This is a genomic window from Providencia rettgeri (assembly GCF_023205015.1).
GTDB lineage: Bacteria > Pseudomonadota > Gammaproteobacteria > Enterobacterales > Enterobacteriaceae > Providencia > Providencia rettgeri_E.
Map to the genome: position 1 here is coordinate 1878748 of NZ_CP096258.1, position 17389 is coordinate 1896136.

Below are 17389 nucleotides of genomic sequence, written 5' to 3' on the forward strand. Positions count from 1 at the left end.
TCAGGTATATTAGAGCCTGATTGTTAGCTACCAAGAAAAAATACTATGATTATCAAACCTAAAATTCGTGGTTTTATCTGCACTACAGCTCACCCAGCAGGCTGTGAAGCCAATGTGCGTGAGCAAATTGCCTACGTGAAATCACGTGGCGAACTGAAAAATGGCCCTAAGAAAGTTTTAGTTATTGGTGCATCCACCGGTTACGGTCTTGCCTCTCGTATCAATGCTGCATTTGGCAGTGGTGCGGCTACCATCGGTGTATTTTTTGAAAAGCCAGGCAGTGAAGGTAAAACAGGCTCTGCGGGTTGGTACAATTCTGCAGGTTTTGACAAGGCAGCAAAAGAAGAAGGCCTGTATGCAAAAAGCATTAATGGTGATGCTTTTTCTGATGAATGTCGTCAAACCGTTATTGATTTAATTAAACAAGATTTAGGCCAAATTGATTTAGTTGTTTATTCACTGGCCTCTCCAGTGCGTAAAATGCCTGAAACGGGCGAAATCGTACGCTCGGCCTTGAAACCTATTGGCGAGCCGTATAAATCTGTTGCGTTGGATACCAACAAAGATGTGCTGATTGAAGCTGTTGTTGAACCCGCAAACGAACAAGAAATTGCAGATACAGTAAAAGTCATGGGCGGCCAAGACTGGGAGCTGTGGATGAACGCATTAGATGAAGCCGGTGTTTTAGCCGATAATGCACAATCTGTAGCTTATTCTTATATTGGTACGGACTTAACATGGCCAATTTATTGGCATGGTACATTAGGTAAAGCGAAAGAAGATTTGGACCGTGCGGCTTATGCAATCAACCAAAAATTGCAAGCTAAGGGTGGAGCCGCTTATGTTGCGGTATTAAAATCCGTCGTAACTCAAGCCTCTTCTGCAATTCCGGTGATGCCTTTATATATCTCTATTGTTTTTAAAATTATGAAAGAGAAAGGGATCCATGAAGGTTGTATTGAACAAATTCAGCGCTTATTTGCCACTAAATTATTCAATGGCTCAGTACCAGATACTGATGAAAAACATCGTCTACGCTTAGATGATTGGGAATTGCGTGATGACGTACAAAATACATGTCGTGAAATTTGGCAGCAGCTGAATGATAACAACATCAATGAGCTAACGGATTACCAAGGTTATAAAGCTGAGTTTCTCCGTTTGTTTGGCTTCGGCTTAAATGGTGTCGATTATGATGCAGATCTCAGCGGTGAAGTAAATTTTGAAGTGAAAGAGCTGATTTAGTCATATTAAGCACGATTTTAAATTTCTTAGAGACCCGCTATTTGCGGGTTTCTATTTTTAACTATCTTTGTAAATCACATGTTTTTGTCTTGTTAGCTGAATTATTGTAATACGATAATTTCACCATCACGGATCACGGCTTTAGAAATAACAGTTCCATTTTCATCAAATTCAGTGACTGTGCCAACCAGATCGCCATTTTTAAATGTACCAGTAATGTTTGGTTTATTACTCGGAGTGTCGTGATAAATTTTAAATGGTCCCGATAGTTTACCTTGTAGCGCAGTGAATTCGGTATCGATACGGCCACTTTCATGGTAGTTACGGATAGTTCCATTTACATTACAATTTTTAAGTTGAATTTGGGATTCAGGCTTGCCATTTTCATAGTAGGTCTTGATATATTTATCAAAGCATCCTTTAGATACCCATGTTTTAAATTTTGGCTGACCATTATCGAACTCAGTCTCAAATGCTCCTTCAGAAAGGCCTTTCGGAGCCTCTATGGTCGGAAACTCTATCTTTTTTAATTCACTTAACTCCCCAAATTTCGAATCTGAGTTTGAATTGGAATTTGTTAAGCTTCCAAGTTGACATCCAGAAACAAATAAAACTAAAGAAAGTAATGCAATAGATTTAATTGGTTTTAGCTTGAACATGTAGCACCTATTATTGCTGTAAAAAAAATAATGGATTCAATTGCATATAAAACTATAGCCTTTTTATGACTGTATATTGTGAGAATCATCCTAAACTACTTATTTTAATAAGCTATAAACGATTTTTAGGGCGTGGTAAGTGAATAAATATTGATGTTAGTCATCTTGATAATAAGGTAGTTTAGTAAGTTAATGCGATTTGTATAATCAGGGAGTCATGAATGTTAGTTGTTGAAATGTTGAGTACCGGTGATGAAGTTTTGCACGGACAAATAATTGATACAAATGCAGCTTGGTTGGCAGACTGTTTTTTTCAACAAGGTCTCTCTTTGAGTAAGCGAACCACTGTTGGCGATAATTTAGAAAGCTTAGTCGCTACTTTTCTTGAACGTAGTTTGTCTGCAGATGTTCTGATAGTAAATGGCGGACTTGGGCCAACGAGTGATGATTTAAGTGCTTTGGCTGCGGCTAAAGCTGCGGGAGTTCCATTAGTTGAGCATTTGCAGTGGATTGAAGTTATGGAGCGTTATTTTATTGCTAGAGGGCGAGTTATGCCTGAAACAAATCGCAAACAAGCACTACTTCCCGCCAATGCTGAATTAATTGATAACCCTGTAGGGACGGCTTGTGGCTTTTCCTTAGTTTTGAATGATTGTCTGATTTTTTTTACTCCAGGGGTTCCTTCTGAGTTCAAAGTCATGGTAAATGACCAAATTTTGCCTAGGTTACGTGCACGTTTTACTTTGCCAGAGCCGCCAATTTGTTTACGCCTAACGAGTTTTGGCCGCAGCGAAAGTAGTCTTGCGAAGCAATTTGATAGCTTACCTTTACCTGAAAATTGTGTTTTAGGTTACCGTTCTTCAATGCCTATTATTGAATTAAAATTAACAGGCCCTGCGTCACAAAAAGAGTTGATGGAGAGGGGGTGGCAACTCATGAAGCAAGGAGTAGGGGATAATTTGATATTTGAAGGTACTGAAGGTTTAGCTCAAAAAATTGGAAAATCCCTAAAAGAAAAGAAATTACACGTAGTCGTTAGTGAACAATTTAGTGCAGGGTTGTTAAGTTGGACATTAAATTCTGCTGGAATAGTCATGTCTTCCAGCCAAATCCTATCACTTGATGCGGGACAAACATTAGAAACCCTTGTGCAAAGAGCTCAAAAAATAGCGGCTAATCATCCGTTATCTATTGCTTTAGTCGTTGGTGAATATCATGAGCAATATTTAAACGTTGTATTATCAACACCAGATAAGTGTTATGCGCAAAGAATTCACTATTTACCAAATAACCATTCACAGAAAGAAAAGCAAGAAGTCAGTGTAATGTTAATATTAGATATGCTGTCTCGTTGGTTAAATGGTCGAGAGGTTATTGGCTATTACGAATGGTTAGTACAAACTGAAACACTTATCCTTGAGAGTTAGCAGGTTATGAAGTTAAACGATTATGAGTATATTCCTGTTCTTGAAGAGAAACCGTTTCAATCGGAATTTAAGTTAATAATAACAGAATCTATTAATTGGCTTAGGTGCATATTAAAAGAAAAACTCCATAGCGTTTATGTGTATGGCAGTGTGGCAAAAGGCTGTGCAAAGCCACAACAATCAGATTTAGACCTGTGTATTGTACTGTGTGATGGTCTTACTCAATTAGAGGCTACCAAACTTAATGAATTACAAATTCAATTAATGATTAAGCACACCGAAGTCAGCAAAATTGATTTTGATATTGGTATTATTACGGATGTGATGAGTGAGGCTAATTTATATAGTTGGGGGTATTGGATTAAGCATCACTGCCGTTGCATTTATGGGGATGATTTAGCAACATGTTTTAACCAATTTACCCCTTCACGAGCAATAGCCGAAGCCGTTAATGGTGATTTTGTTGATGTGCTTAATGCTTATATCGACCAAATCAATAATTGTAATGATGATGCTGAGTTAACGTTATTATATCGGGCGGCATCGAGAAAGCTCATTCGTTCGACAGATATTTTACGTTGGAAAAATGATAATGACTGGCCAGAAACATTATCTGAATATGCACAAAAATTCGTTCAACGTTATCCAGAACGACAAAATGAAATAAATTATTTTTTATGTCAAAGTTTACAGCCTTTTGTTGATGTGCAATTCTTGGAACATTTAGTCCAGTTTATCTGCTGGTTGGATGTTGAACATTCTAATATTATTAATAAATGAGCCAATTATGGCTCATCGGGTTGTAGTGTATCAATGATATAATTAATACTTGAAATTCCGCTCTTGCAAGCTTTGTCTTTTAAAACAGTCGGCGTTTTATCAATGGCCATTTTTACTGAAGATAACTGTTCGGTGTAGGTTTGCGCTCCAATAATCTCTGGATTATTATGTAAGTATTCAATAACTCCATCGACTTTTTGATAAAACTGGTCACATGAGTCGCCATCCATTTTTAAAGTTTTTAGCTCATTAAGATAATTTGGAATAAGCTGTTTCGTTTGCTGCTGTATTTGCTCGACATACTTCCCTGACTTTACTTGCTCAACTATAGTCATTACCTGGTTTTTCATGTTAAAAAATGAGGTAATAGCGATAATTAAAGCGACAGCTAGAATAATATTGATGCTAATACTGATCCAAAGTAAGTATTTTTTCATTACATTCCTTGAGTGAAAAATAAATCTGTAATATCAATATATAGTCTAATTACGTGATTAACACTTATATATAAGATTAACACGAAAAAAAAGGTAACCGAACAATAGGCTACCTAGATTATCATAATTGATAACGCCTATCGCACAGTCAAAACAGAAATTTTTGAATTTTGAATAACCATTGATGCTGTCGAACCTAAAAAGTATGTGGACATGCCAGGGCGCTTTGAGCCAATAACGATTAAATCTGCAGAAATTTCTTCAGCAACACGTAAAATTTCATCTCTTGGTGTTCCCATTAAAACTTGTGCGCTGTACTTATCACTTGAAAGATTAAATTCTTTAATAATCTCCGCGAGTTGCCTTGTAACGTTATCTTGTTCACTATCCGCTTTTTCAGCAAAACCAAATCCCATTGTGGTATAGAAAGGGATAGTAGGGATAATTGCTAAAAAATGAATATGTGCTTTTTCATATTCTGCAAGGTATTGAATATGAGTCATAACTAAATGTGCTAAGCTTTTTTCTGTTATATCAATAGGAACTAAAATTTTATTATACATGTTTTTCTCCAGCTTTTATTTATTGAGTTCATGTAGTAATCGGGTCGTTAGTTTATAAAGAGTAGGGTTGTTAAATCAGTAGATGGCTGAGTCAATCAAAATAATGTTAACTGACACATAGGAATTACACGCCTCGGGTTTCATCATAGCGGATCAACAACATAAATACTTTGACAGCGGATTTAACTTAAGAAACTTAATGGTGATATCTATAGGCTGCTTTTCATGCGCTTTGTGCTATGCAAAACTTGAGTGCTTTGAATCATCTTCTTCCTGTTATATGATCTATACATGGTTTGTATACATATCATATTGTTGAGGTTGCTTTGGGGATCGTAAAAATTTCAGATGAACTGCATGATTATCTACGCCATGCGAGCCAGGTTATGTCCCGTTCGATTAATTCACAGGCAGAATTTTGGATTAAAATTGGTATGCAAGCTGAACTAAACCCGAATAAGACATTTACTATGTTAATCAATGAAATGTTAGAGAAAGAGTCAATTGAATTAAAAGGAAAGGTTCATGAATAATATTACAATTAAAACAGCAGAAGAAATTGAACTAATGCGTGAGTCTGGACGACTTTTAGCTAGTGTTTTTAAGATGTTGGATTCATTTATTGTACCGGGTATTTCTACAATGGAGATTAATGATAAAGTTGAAAACTATATCGTTAATGAATTACAAGCAAGGCCTGCGAGTAAAGGCCAATATGGCTACCAATATGTTTTGAATACATCGTTGAATGAAGTCGTTTGCCATGGTGTTCCAAAAATAGATGAAATTTTAAAAGTAAAAGACATCATTAATGTTGACATTACGCTAGAGAAAAATGGTTTTATTGCTGATTCAAGTAAAATGTATGTGATGCCTGAAGCTTCACCACTGGCACGTAAATTGGTCAAAGATACTTATGCTGCTATGTGGGAAGGAATAAAACAAGTTAAACCGGGTGCGACATTAGGAGATATAGGTTCAGCTATTCAACATTATGCGGAATCTAAAGGTTATAGCGTCGTGCGCGAATATTGTGGGCATGGTATTGGCCGTGAAATGCATGAAGATCCGCAAGTTCTTCATTATGGAGTTCGAGGGAAAGGGGTTGAATTAAAAGAAGGGATGACATTTACGATAGAGCCAATGATTAACCAAGGTGGGATGAAAATAAAAACAAAGAAAGATGGCTGGACGGTCGTAACGAGAGATAAAAAATTATCAGCTCAATCCGAACATACGGTATTAGTCACTAAAGATGGATACGAAGTTTTAACATTACGTGATGAAGAAAAATAGCGTTAAAAATAGACTTTATAAGCTTGTTACCATAAAGGTAACAGGCTTTTTTTAGATTAATTTTTACTATTGTCTCAATGCTATTGCTATACGGTTAAAGGCACTCATTAAACCAATAGCGATAGTTAAATCAGAAATTTGTTCATCAGAAAAATGGTGTTTTAATTCATTAAAGAGAGCATCTGATGTACCACTGGTAGCTATATTAACGACAGCTTCGGTCCAAGCTAATGTAGCGCGCTCTAATGAATTAAAATGATGACTAACCTGCCAGCCAGCGAGAGTATCAATTTTTTTGTTACTGACACCATTTGAACGTAATGAGCTTGCATGCATATCTAGACAAAATGCACAGCCATTGATTTGTGAAACTCTTAAATAAACAAGCTCTATTAGTTCTTTGCCTAACCCGCTTTTATCCAATGCTTTTTTGCAATCAATAAGCCCCCAGCGCAAATTTTGCGCTGGTTACACCGAGACATCAAAGCCCAACAAATGCTGTTTTGTCATTAGAAAGAAGGTTGTCATTACTTGAGTGGGCGCATAAACAAGGTAGCTGGATTATTGAAGATGACTATGATGGTGAATTTCATTATCAAGGAAGACCTTTGCCCGCATTAAAGAGCTTAGATAGCCAAGAACGTGTTGTTTATTGTGGCACATTTAGTAAAACATTATTTCCTGCCTTACGTCTCTCTTATATTGTGGTTCCACCATCTGCGATTGAGCGTTTTAAGTCTACTGCGAATATTTTAGGTAATCAATGCTCAGTATGGCAACAGCAAGCCACTAGCCAGTTTATTAATGATGGGCATTTTTTACGACATTTACGAAAGATGCGTAATTTATATCGTCAACGGAAATATTTTCTTATAGAAGCCATTTCGGAGGTACTGCCTAATATATTTGAAATTCAACCTCAAAGTGGAGGAATGCATATTTTAGTTAAGTTGGTCAATGGTAAATCTGCTGGAGACTATGTGAAGTTGGCAAACGAATATGGGCTAAAAATAGAGTCTTTGAATGAATGGTCGATAAAGAATAAGGTATCACCATTTTTATTATTGGGATTCACCAATATCAAAAGTAAATTAGAGGCCGTAAGCCTTTGTGATCAGTTAAGGATAATTGATAGTAAACTTTTCTAATTTAATTATAGTGCTAATTATTTTTTGTCAGTTGAATTTTATAAGTATTGATGATTTATAATTAAATAAATTAGAAGTTTAAAAAACATTGTAATTTATAAAAAATACACATGGACTAAAATCAGTTATATTTAAGATAAATAATGATATCTTATTGTATTTAAATGAAATCAATAGCTATGCATTTTTTGCATGGCTTTTCGCCCATTTGCATTTCTCTTTAAGTTAAAAAAATGTAACTATCGGCTTCAGGCTCAAGAGTCGCATCCAATAAAGGGTTATAGTTTATTTCTATAACGATAAATAAAATAGGGGTACGAATGAACAGACATAAACTTATGAAACAAATAATGATAGCTATAGTTTTAGGTATCATATTAGGTTGGGGTTGTCATAATTATGCTGCATCAGTAGAGGAAGCAAAAGATATTGCATCTTATATGAATATAATTACTGATGTTTTTTTACGTCTAATTAAGATGATCATAGCACCATTAGTATTTGCGACAATAGTTTCAGGAATTGTCTCCATGGGTGGTTCCTCATCTGTGGGTAGTATTACTATAAAAGCCATGGTTTGGTTTATTTCAGCAGCAGTAATTTCATTATTAATAGGGATGGTTTTTGTTAATGTATTCCAACTAGGCGTTGGGTTAAATTTAACTGTTCCAGCAGTTGCTGTGGATAGTGGTTTAAATACATCTGGATTTACATTAAAAGCATTTATTACACATATTTTCCCGAAAAGTTTTACAGAAGCGATGGCAAATAATGAGATTCTACAAATATTAGTTTTCTCGATTTTCTTTGGCTCAGCTCTCGCATATATTTGCAAAGATAAAAAAAGTCCGATCGTCACATTAATCGAAGATTTATCACGTATTATGTTCCGTATTACTGACTATGTGATGAGTTTCGCGCCAATTGCAGTATTCGCCGCAATAGCCTCAGCAGTCACCGTTGAAGGTTTAGGGTTGCTTTATGATTATGGCAAACTTATAGGGCTTTTTTATGTAGCATTAGCGGTATTATGGGCGGTGTTATTCTTTGCTGGTTATGTTTTCTTAGGAAAATCTGTATTCAATTTAGGGAAACTTATTCGAGAACCTGTTGCACTCGCATTTGCGACTGCAAGTAGTGAGTCTGCATATCCAAAAACAATGGAAGCTTTGAATCAGTATGGTGTACCTAAAAAGGTGACCAGTTTTGTATTACCTCTGGGATACTCATTTAACCTTGATGGCTCAATGATGTATCAGTCTTTTGCCGTGTTATTTATTGCGAATGCTTACGGAATTGACCTGAGTATTACAGAACAAATTCTTATTCTTTTAACCTTAATGGTAACGAGTAAAGGGATGGCGGGCGTGGCTCGTGCTTCGATTGTTGTTGTTGCGGCAACGTTACCGATGTTTAGTTTGCCTGAAGCAGGTATATTATTATTACTTGCAATTGACCAATTCCTAGATATGGGAAGAACGGCAACAAATGTCGTTGGAAATAGTATTTCTACGGCCGTAATCTCACGTTTAGAAGAAAGAAAAGGGCGGGTTAATTTAGAGTCAGAAGTTGAACTAAATGATAATGTATCATCTACACTATAGTCGCATATACTATAGTTATTAATGTTAAACATACCCCTTCTTATAAAAATAGTTATAGAAGGGGTTTTTATTCAATATGAAACGCACTAAGTTGTTTGATTACGCATAAATTGCCAAAAGCGTTCTGACGATATATTTAGTCGAGCTTCAGTACGGTAAATATAAACTCCCATATTTATTGATAATTTAGGGTCGAGTATGGCCAGTTCATTTTTTTTAATTTCATTTCTAATTGAGTAATCAGGCAACCAGCCAACACCACTGCCATTTAATACCATACGTTTTAATACATCACTCATTGATGAAACAAATGAGAGCTCAAAGGGGAGGTTAGCTGATTTATTCATTAACTGATTAACTTGCCTTCCCATATAACTTTCATCAGTGTATTTCATTAAGGGCAGTATTGAGCCATCAAGAGTATAAATTGGTTTCTTCTCTTTATCACATAGAGAGACTAAGTGTAATTGACTATCTAATATTTTTGCATGTAAGAATGGTGATGACATCAGCTCTTCATTATAAAATGATAAAATAAAATCGCTTTGGCCTTCTTTTAGCTTATGAACAGCCTCATCGACATTTATTGATTCAACAAAGAAAATTTTGTCGATATTTTTAGAGAACTGAGATATAAAATCAGGAAGTAAAAATACAGAAAGTGAATGAGCTGCCGAAATATTTACCCTCTGTTTGTCATTATCAACTCCTTTAATTCTATTTATTTGGAAGTAAATATCATCAAGTAAATTTCTTGCATAAACAATAAAGCTTTTTCCCTGCGGTGTGAGTTGTAGTGGGTTAGTATTTCTATCGAATATTTCAAAACCAACTGAAGACTCAATGGACTGAATTCTTCGACTAAAAGATGATTGAGATATATTTCTTTTTTCTGCCGCCAATGTAAAACTACGGCACTCTTCTAGTACAACAATATCGTGCAACCATTTAATTTCAAGATTACTGATCATTGCGTCCTCTAATGATTATAATTATTAATTTTGCTATGCAAATTTAGCATAACTTATAGAAACTCTGCAATTACGAAAGGAAAACATTATGTCATGATATCATCAATTTGAAGGAGGTATTATGAAAAAAATATTAGGTATGTTAGGGGGAATGGGGCCCAGCGCAACTGCAGATGCTTTTTCAAAACTCATTAGTCATACAGATGCAAAAAATGACCAAGAACATATACCTGTTATTATTGCGTCAATACCTGATATTCCAGATAGAACGGAAAATATTATTTATAACGGCCCATCGCCACTGCCTGCAATGATAGCATCCCTTAAAATACTGGAGAGTGCGGGAGTGTCTTGTATTATTATGCCCTGTAATACAGCACATTTTTGGTATGAAGATTTAATCAAAGAAACACAGGTTCATTTTATTAGTATTATAAATGCTGCATGTAATAAAATTTTTAAAGATAATGTGAAAGAAGTCGCTTTATTAGCGACGACAGCGACTATTCAGACAAGATTATATCAAAATAAACTGAGTTTACATGGAGTTGAATGTATTGAGCCTGATGAAATAAATCAATATAAAATAATGCAAAGTATTATTGCATATAAATCAGGTGATTTTAATAAATCAAAAGAGCTTATTTATCCATATATAAATAAATTAAGGTCAATAGGTGTTAATAAATTTGTTATGGGCTGTACGGAAATCCCGTTAATATTAGAAGAGTTATCTAGAGATTACCCCGAGCAATTTATAGATGCAACAGAAGCATTAATAAATGAAGCCATTGATTGGTATAGTTATAGTGATGAGATTAAAGAGGCTGGGGCTAATCAGTTAAGTTAATTAGATGGTTTAATCGGGCCTGCACTAGGGAATTTAATAATTATTAAAACTAATACTCATTACATAATGAAAGTATAAGCATATGTAAAAATTACATGTGTATTTTTTACGTATGCATTAGGTAAGTGAAAAGCGATGCTAATTTGAACGTTTTCAGTTATTGAGCAGTTAAAATTTAGGAATATTAGACTTGTAGTTAGAAAATAAGTAGTGACAATAGACGGCTTATTATAATGACTAACTACTGTTTGATAGGGATTAACTCATGCAATTTAAATCAATGATTAAATTGGTTGTCGGTGCTGCATTACTTCTCGTTATTGGCCTCGTTGGTATTAACTCATACACCATTGTACAGGATGGCTCGGTTAAGGTGGGGACATTTTTAGGAAAAGTCGACCCAGTTGCTTATGATGCAGGTTTACATTTTCCAATTAATCCGTTTACAACATTTGATACGTATTCAACAAAAGATATTCGAGTATCTCTAAAAGAGTTAAGAGTACCTTCGCAAGATAAATTAAAATCTATTGTTGATATTACGGTAATGCTTCAGTTTGATGGTGCGAAAGCGCCTGTATTACGTATTAATGGGGGAACAGAAAGCGAAGCTTTGGATAAATATGTACGTCAAAAACTGATCTCAACGATTTTAGAATTTGGTAAAGATGTTGCTAATGCTCAAGATCTTTATACTGCGGATACACAGAGAAAATTACAAGAATCTATTCGTGATGCTATTCAAGGGTATGCTTCCCCTTATGGCTATACAATAAAAGAAATTATGATCCAAGATATTACTTTGCCTGAAGTTGTACAAGAGCAAGTAGTTAATACTAAAATGCGTCAAGAGCAAATTAACCAAGCAAAAGCTGAGGCTGAAAAAGAACGTGAATTAGCTCAGAAAAAGGTTGTTATTGCTGAAGCGGAAAGAGAGTCTGCTGAACAACAAGCCATCGCTAGAGAGCGTAACGCACAAGCAAGTTCATTTGCTATGCGCCAAGAAGCTGATGCAAAATTGTATGCTGCACAGAAGGAAGCTGAAGCGAATGCGATATTGCAACGTACTATTACCCGTGAAATGATCAATTGGAAACAGTTAGAAATTGAACAAATCAAAGCCCATAAATATAAAGGTGAGGTACCTAATATTGTTGTTGGTGCAGACTACGATGGTAAAATGATTATGGATATGCGTAATAGCCAGTAATTTTAATGAATAAGAATAACTGCATTTAAAATCAGTTTTATTAATCTTTAAGTGAAAATATAAAGTTTAACACTTTTATTCGCTGTTTAAATAGCCTGATTTCGATATCGAACTGGGATCAGGCTATTTAATTTATAGAGGGTACAGCCAATGTTCACATAAATTAATTACAAGATGGTTTACCAGTACGATGATTTAGAGCGCCATTATCAATAAGTAATTTTTGCATTTCTGGAAGATTGTTCTTACATGCATAAGTTAATGCACTTTGGTCATAAGAAAACATGGTTACATCATCAGTCGTTGTGCTTCGGTTAATATCTGCTCCTTGCGATAATAAATATTTAACTGTTTCCATTCTATTATTACTTGCGGCTATCATGACTAATGTTTCACCATCACTTTCAATTTGTTGATTATTCAAATCTACTTCATCTTTCATCAGTTGATGGACTTTTTTTACAACATTGACATTATTACCAAGCACCGCTGATTTTAGTACGTTATATACGTCCCCCGTATCGGTAGCCCAAAGATTTGCATTTTGCGAGATAAGATAATCAACCATTGCTTCATCGCCAATAAAGGCAGCCCATCCCAGAGCCGTTTGGTCTAAGCTACCGGTGTCTTTGGCTTCGATATCTTGCCCTTTAGCGACCATCTGTTTTACTTTATCTAAATCTCCCTGTTTTACGGCATCAAACCATTCGGCATTGGCACCTTCACTAGGGCTTTCATAGAAAACTCTCCAAGGTAAGCGTTCTTTATTCGCGAGTTCGAGCATAGTCGTGTAATCTGTTTTAAAATGCCTATATTCTGGAGGGTTATTATTATTAACGACTTGGGCTTGAGATACCGCCCCAAAAGTAATTAATGAAAAAGCAAATATAACTTTTTTAATAATCATGTTGAAACCTTATTAATATTTATTGATGTATTAGTATTGAAAAATAAATGGTATAAAGCAATAAAAATCATGTTTATTCTATTTTATATGGTTATTCTGATTTGTATTATGCTTATTGATAGAGGTTATGTTATCAATTTAATTAATGGTTATAACAACCGCCAGCAAACAGAAGAAAATGAAGCTATTGGTACAGCATACCAGCGAGCACAGCTATTGAGTACAGATGATAGAAGTAAAGCCTCACAGCTTATTCAACAATATTTGGAAGCTCGGATTGAGTTTTTTAAGTCGGGTATCAGTGACGAAAATAACCAATGGTGGATGACTTCTTTGGAGAAGCAAAGCCAGTTGTGGGGAAATAGCGGTAAAAGAAGCAAGTCAAACACCAAACCCAATTGTGGCTTCTGTATTAAATGCATTTAGTGGCCTTTATCTTTCTCAGCAAAAGACGATGGCAAGTTGGCGACACCAAATTCCAAATGCCACTTGGTTTTTACTGATCTTTTTTGCTATCTGTTCAAATACTCTTAATGGCTACAATATACGCGGAACAAAAGGGAAAATGGCTTGATACTCATATTGCCGTCATTAACCACGTTGGCGCTATTTATGATTGCTGAAATTGATGTTCCTGGTGAAGGTATGATCCACGTGACACCGGATGATTTGATTTTATTACAGGAATTCTTATTTAGGGATGGTGTTTGATTGGGAAAGTAGTGTAGCTGTAAAAAAACTCCCCGCTAGCAAATTTGCCATGGGGAGTTCTGTTTTAGCGGACGATAATGCCTAATAAAATTCCGATTGCGCCAAAGTCAGCGTCACTGAATGTAGTATTAGCAATACCAATATCCCCAAGAACAGGTAATAGGAATACGGGTAGGAAGGTAATCAGCAATCCTTGAGCAAATGCACCCAAGATAGCGCCACGACGACCGCCTGTCGCGTTACCAAACACACCAGCAGCTGCACCTACGAAGAAATGGGGGACAACGCCTGGAATAATAACCGTCATATTTAATGCATATAGAACGAACATTCCCAAAACACCCGCAGCAAAACTACTTAAAAAGCCGACTAATACTGCGTTTGGTGCATATGGGAAGACCACTGGGCAGTCTAAAGCAGGTTTTGCGTTAGGGACTAATTTGTCAGAAATACCTTTAAATGCAGGGACGATTTCTGCAATAACCATACGCACACCTTGCAGGATAATGTATACGCCCGCAGCAAAGGTAATGGATTGCATTAATGAGAACATGAACCAATTCTTACCGCCACTGACTTCACGAACGAAGTCACCGCCTGCAAACAAGCATGTGATGATAAAAATAATGAACATGGTGAAAGAGATAGCAACAGGTGTATCTCTTAAAAATAGTAAGCTTTTCGGGACATTCATGTCTTCTGTTGAATGTTCTTTATTACCGAATTTGCTGCCGATGAAGCCCGCTAGGACATACGAAATTGTTGAAAAATGGCCAATCGCAACATCATCTGAACCCGTCACTTTTTTCATGTAAGGGTGGGCAATGGCAGGGAAAAACACCATACAAAAACCAACAATCAGTGAGCCAACAGTCACTAACAGTGTACCTTCCATTCCTGCAGTAGCTAAGATAACCGCAATCATCATGGACATGAATAAAGTATGATGCCCTGTGAGGAAAATAAATTTCCATGGGGTTAAACGAGCAATCAAAATATTGATTAGCATCGCAAAAAACATAATCATTGCCATTTCACGGCCGAAGCTTTTTTGTGCAATAGAAACAATAGCTTCGTTATTTGGTACCACACCATTAATACCAAAAGCATGTTGGAAAATAGCTGAAAAATCACCTAACGAGCTGACAACTAATCCCGCACCAGCACCTAAGATCACAAAACCCATGATGGTTTTGATGGTGCCTTTAATACATTCAGTTACTGGTTTTTTCTGCGCGATCAAACCAATAAGTGCGATTAAACCCACAAGAATGGCTGGCTCAGATAAAACATCCTGCATCAGAAAACGAAAAAATGACATAGTGCCTCCGCTTACATTGCACCAAGTTTTTGTAAAGCAACAGTCAGGCGTTCTTTCATTGCTACTTTATCAATCATATTTTCGAGAGCAACGATTTCGCCACCAACTTGTTGTGCAACTAATTGTTCTGCAATATCGCTTGTCCCAACAAAGATGTCACTCACAGTGCCTTTTGCTGATCCTAAATCGACATGGTCAACATCAGCGCTAACTTGTAAATCTTTCAAGATATTTTTGATGCTCATTTCCATCATCAGACTGGTACCTAAACCATTCCCACAAACAACAGTAATTTTCATAATGTTTACCTTAATATTGAGTTTATTCGTATTTAGCGATGATTTTTAGAATGTCATCGACGTTTTCTGATTGCATGATGTTATCTACATCTTCTTGGTTATCAAATAGTTCAGCTAATTTTGCGATAGCACCAATATGGCTATTGCTATCAGTTGCTGCCAATACAATTAACAACCGGATTGGGTCATTGCCTTCGGAACCAAATTCAACACCTTGCTTGATAACGGTTAGTCCAAGAGATAATTGGTTTACTCCGTCTTCTGGGCGCGCGTGAGGCATGGCAATACCAGGGCCTAATACATAATAAGGGCCGATTTTTTCGTGTGATTGAATTATTGCATCAATATATCTCGGTTCGATGAATTTATTATTAATTAATGGATTACAGGCGATTTTTATCGCTTCTTGCCAATCACTGGCACTGTCAACAACTTGAATGACGCTAGGGGTCAGTAATGTCGTTAGCATTGGGTTGCTCCTGGTAGAGTGAAATTATTATCTTTGTAATGGTTGAATGAATAGTAGTGCTCTATGGTAGCGCTATCTAGTTGAATCTTTCATTTTCGTGATAGCGCTATCATTTTGAGAAAATATAGCGAACAAATATGAAATGAGTACACTTGTCGGCTGATTAACAAATTCAACCTGTGGTAAGTTAATTGAGTTGGCGTTTTTTACTGTTTTTTAGATCTAATATAATGATATTGGCTATCTTTTAGTGTATTTAATTGAAAAAACGATAAAAAGTAAAAATACAGAGACAATGGTTACCAAAGATCTGCGTATCTTAGGGTTAATAATCAGCTTAGGCTAAGTAAAAGTATTACATGCAAAAATTACGAAAAAGAAAAAATACAGGGCGAGTCACATTGCAGGATGTCGCAAAATACGCAGGTGTTGGATCCATGACGGTATCTAGGGCTTTGCGTACACCTGAATTAGTATCTGATAAGCTACGAGAAAAAATTAATGCTGCAGTTGAAGAGCTTGGTTATATACCTAATTCTGCGGCAGGTATTTTAGCTTCAGGTCAAAGCCGTACAGTTGCTGTTTTAATTCCGTCTTTGCGTGATCATGCTAGTTCAGTTTTTCTGCAATCTTTACAGGAAGCTCTGAACAAAAATAGTTATCAAGTTGTTATTGGTAGTCATGATTACCAGCAGAAAAAAGAGTCTGAAGTCTTATTGACACTGTTGCAGAGCACCCCGGCTGCCTTGATCATTTTTGGGGCGATAAATTCAGAAAATGTGCTTAATTATCTAAAAAATTTAGATATTCCAGTTGTCAGTGTTGCAGGGGAGTCCAATCATCCAGTCACGTTGAACATCAAAAGCAATGTTGGAGATGCTGTCAGCTTTTTAACCAACTATATGTTACAAAAAGGATATAAGAAGATAGGCTATATTGGTGCTCAAATGGACAGCAAAATGCAAAGTCAGCAACTCAGTGGCTGGAACCGAGCGATGCTGACGTATAACCAAAGTGCAGACCAAAGTATTACAACTCCGTATGTGGCAACGATGGATTTTGGTCGTCAGGCAATTAGTGAGATGTTGACCCGTCAACCAGAACTCGAAGCTGTGATTTGTAGCCATGAAATGATTGCACTTGGTGTCATTTTTGAGTGCCAGAGGCGTTTAATTCAGATACCTAAAATGTTAGCGATTGCTTGCGTCGAAGGTTCTTCTAATTGTGATCATATCCATCCATCACTGACTTCAGTACGGATTGATTACAGTAAAATGGCTCGAGAGACAGCGAAAAGATTACAAAAATGGCTTGCTGATGCCGATTGTGATTTTATCGAACGTAAAGAAGGTGTTGTTTTCCCTTATAAATTTGAAGCAAGACAAAGTGCATAAAATTTAATTTTTATATTGGTCACATTTTTTTTGAATATTTTGCTTATCTTTAGCGCCTAATGGTGTGGTAACTCACTACTTTGATGGTTAAAAATGGT

21 protein-coding genes are annotated in these 17389 nt (G+C 36.1%); 12 read left to right on the forward strand and 9 right to left on the reverse strand.

The window, feature by feature from the left end:
• Positions 1 to 45: 45 nt before the first annotated feature.
• Positions 46 to 1245 (forward strand): enoyl-ACP reductase FabV, encoded by a 1200-nt coding sequence (gene fabV / locus M0M83_RS08595; RefSeq protein WP_125890886.1) that lies wholly within the window; start codon positions 46 to 48, stop codon positions 1243 to 1245.
• Between the two features lie 101 nt (positions 1246 to 1346).
• Here the strand turns inward: fabV and M0M83_RS08600 are convergent, their stop codons facing one another.
• A complete protein-coding gene (locus M0M83_RS08600; RefSeq protein ID WP_125890887.1) occupies positions 1347 to 1904 on the reverse strand; it encodes a toxin-antitoxin system YwqK family antitoxin in 558 nt (185 codons plus the stop codon).
• 221 nt (positions 1905 to 2125) lie between these two features.
• Here M0M83_RS08600 and M0M83_RS08605 point away from each other — a divergent pair, with 221 nt between their 5' ends.
• Positions 2126 to 3331, forward strand: coding sequence for a nicotinamide mononucleotide deamidase-related protein YfaY (locus tag M0M83_RS08605; RefSeq protein WP_248468256.1), 1206 nt, complete (start codon positions 2126 to 2128; stop codon positions 3329 to 3331).
• Between the two features lie 6 nt (positions 3332 to 3337).
• Positions 3338 to 4111, forward strand: a complete 774-nt coding sequence (locus M0M83_RS08610; RefSeq protein ID WP_248468258.1) for a nucleotidyltransferase domain-containing protein — start codon at positions 3338 to 3340, stop codon at positions 4109 to 4111.
• A gap of 5 nt (positions 4112 to 4116) precedes the next feature.
• Here M0M83_RS08610 and M0M83_RS08615 read toward each other — a convergent pair whose 3' ends face one another.
• Together M0M83_RS08615 and M0M83_RS08620 are read right to left on the reverse strand one after the other, a co-directional pair.
• Positions 4117 to 4548 (reverse strand): hypothetical protein, encoded by a 432-nt coding sequence (locus M0M83_RS08615; RefSeq protein WP_248468260.1) that lies wholly within the window; start codon positions 4546 to 4548, stop codon positions 4117 to 4119.
• A gap of 137 nt (positions 4549 to 4685) precedes the next feature.
• Complete coding sequence (locus tag M0M83_RS08620) at positions 4686 to 5111, reverse strand: universal stress protein (RefSeq protein WP_125890891.1); 426 nt, start codon at positions 5109 to 5111, stop codon at positions 4686 to 4688.
• 326 nt (positions 5112 to 5437) lie between these two features.
• On the opposite strand from M0M83_RS08620, the gene M0M83_RS08625 reads away from it, so the two are divergent.
• Entirely contained in the window at positions 5438 to 5644 is a 207-nt protein-coding gene (locus tag M0M83_RS08625) for a ParD-like family protein (RefSeq protein WP_004910200.1), read from the forward strand.
• Positions 5637 to 6407, forward strand: a complete 771-nt coding sequence (gene map, locus M0M83_RS08630) for a type I methionyl aminopeptidase (protein ID WP_248468261.1) — start codon at positions 5637 to 5639, stop codon at positions 6405 to 6407. Before M0M83_RS08625 ends, map begins: the two co-directional genes overlap by 8 nt.
• 66 nt (positions 6408 to 6473) lie before the next feature.
• On the opposite strand, the gene M0M83_RS08635 is transcribed toward map, so the two are convergent.
• The gene (locus tag M0M83_RS08635; RefSeq protein ID WP_248468263.1) at positions 6474 to 6863 is read right to left on the reverse strand and encodes a carboxymuconolactone decarboxylase family protein; all 390 of its coding nucleotides are present in this window, start codon (positions 6861 to 6863) and stop codon (positions 6474 to 6476) included.
• A gap of 47 nt (positions 6864 to 6910) precedes the next feature.
• On the opposite strand from M0M83_RS08635, the gene M0M83_RS08640 reads away from it, so the two are divergent.
• On the forward strand, positions 6911 to 7555 hold the full coding sequence (locus tag M0M83_RS08640) for a PLP-dependent aminotransferase family protein (RefSeq protein WP_336432236.1): 645 nt from the start codon (positions 6911 to 6913) through the stop codon (positions 7553 to 7555).
• Between the two features lie 320 nt (positions 7556 to 7875).
• Positions 7876 to 9159: a dicarboxylate/amino acid:cation symporter gene (locus tag M0M83_RS08645; protein WP_125890895.1), complete on the forward strand. Its 1284-nt coding sequence runs from the start codon at positions 7876 to 7878 to the stop codon at positions 9157 to 9159.
• Positions 9160 to 9245: 86 nt separating this feature from the next.
• On the opposite strand, the gene M0M83_RS08650 is transcribed toward M0M83_RS08645, so the two are convergent.
• Positions 9246 to 10130 carry a LysR substrate-binding domain-containing protein gene (locus tag M0M83_RS08650; protein ID WP_125890896.1) on the reverse strand — a complete coding sequence of 295 codons (885 nt, stop codon included), beginning with the start codon at positions 10128 to 10130 and terminating at the stop codon, positions 9246 to 9248.
• A 121-nt stretch (positions 10131 to 10251) separates the two neighbouring features.
• Here M0M83_RS08650 and M0M83_RS08655 point away from each other — a divergent pair, with 121 nt between their 5' ends.
• On the forward strand, positions 10252 to 10980 hold the full coding sequence (locus tag M0M83_RS08655; protein WP_125890897.1) for an aspartate/glutamate racemase family protein: 729 nt from the start codon (positions 10252 to 10254) through the stop codon (positions 10978 to 10980).
• Between the two features lie 265 nt (positions 10981 to 11245).
• The gene (locus M0M83_RS08660; protein ID WP_004263460.1) at positions 11246 to 12190 is read left to right on the forward strand and encodes an SPFH domain-containing protein; all 945 of its coding nucleotides are present in this window, start codon (positions 11246 to 11248) and stop codon (positions 12188 to 12190) included.
• Positions 12191 to 12353: 163 nt separating this feature from the next.
• On the opposite strand, the gene M0M83_RS08665 is transcribed toward M0M83_RS08660, so the two are convergent.
• Positions 12354 to 13097 (reverse strand): ankyrin repeat domain-containing protein, encoded by a 744-nt coding sequence (locus tag M0M83_RS08665; RefSeq protein ID WP_248468265.1) that lies wholly within the window; start codon positions 13095 to 13097, stop codon positions 12354 to 12356.
• 108 nt (positions 13098 to 13205) lie between these two features.
• On the opposite strand from M0M83_RS08665, the gene M0M83_RS08670 reads away from it, so the two are divergent.
• The gene (locus M0M83_RS08670) at positions 13206 to 13523 is read left to right on the forward strand and encodes a hypothetical protein (protein ID WP_248468266.1); all 318 of its coding nucleotides are present in this window, start codon (positions 13206 to 13208) and stop codon (positions 13521 to 13523) included.
• A gap of 144 nt (positions 13524 to 13667) precedes the next feature.
• A complete protein-coding gene (locus M0M83_RS08675; protein WP_248468267.1) occupies positions 13668 to 13808 on the forward strand; it encodes a hypothetical protein in 141 nt (46 codons plus the stop codon).
• 64 nt (positions 13809 to 13872) lie between these two features.
• Here M0M83_RS08675 and M0M83_RS08680 read toward each other — a convergent pair whose 3' ends face one another.
• Genes M0M83_RS08680 through M0M83_RS08690 form a run of 3 tightly spaced genes read right to left on the reverse strand, consistent with a single transcriptional unit; the run spans position 13873 to position 15897 of the window.
• Positions 13873 to 15129, reverse strand: coding sequence for a PTS ascorbate transporter subunit IIC (locus M0M83_RS08680; RefSeq protein ID WP_036958647.1), 1257 nt, complete (start codon positions 15127 to 15129; stop codon positions 13873 to 13875).
• Between the two features lie 11 nt (positions 15130 to 15140).
• A complete protein-coding gene (locus tag M0M83_RS08685) occupies positions 15141 to 15428 on the reverse strand; it encodes a PTS sugar transporter subunit IIB (protein ID WP_004910231.1) in 288 nt (95 codons plus the stop codon).
• Between the two features lie 22 nt (positions 15429 to 15450).
• A complete protein-coding gene (locus M0M83_RS08690; RefSeq protein WP_125890898.1) occupies positions 15451 to 15897 on the reverse strand; it encodes a PTS sugar transporter subunit IIA in 447 nt (148 codons plus the stop codon).
• 359 nt (positions 15898 to 16256) lie between these two features.
• Here M0M83_RS08690 and M0M83_RS08695 point away from each other — a divergent pair, with 359 nt between their 5' ends.
• Positions 16257 to 17291: a LacI family DNA-binding transcriptional regulator gene (locus M0M83_RS08695; RefSeq protein WP_248468269.1), complete on the forward strand. Its 1035-nt coding sequence runs from the start codon at positions 16257 to 16259 to the stop codon at positions 17289 to 17291.
• Positions 17292 to 17389 lie beyond the last annotated feature (98 nt).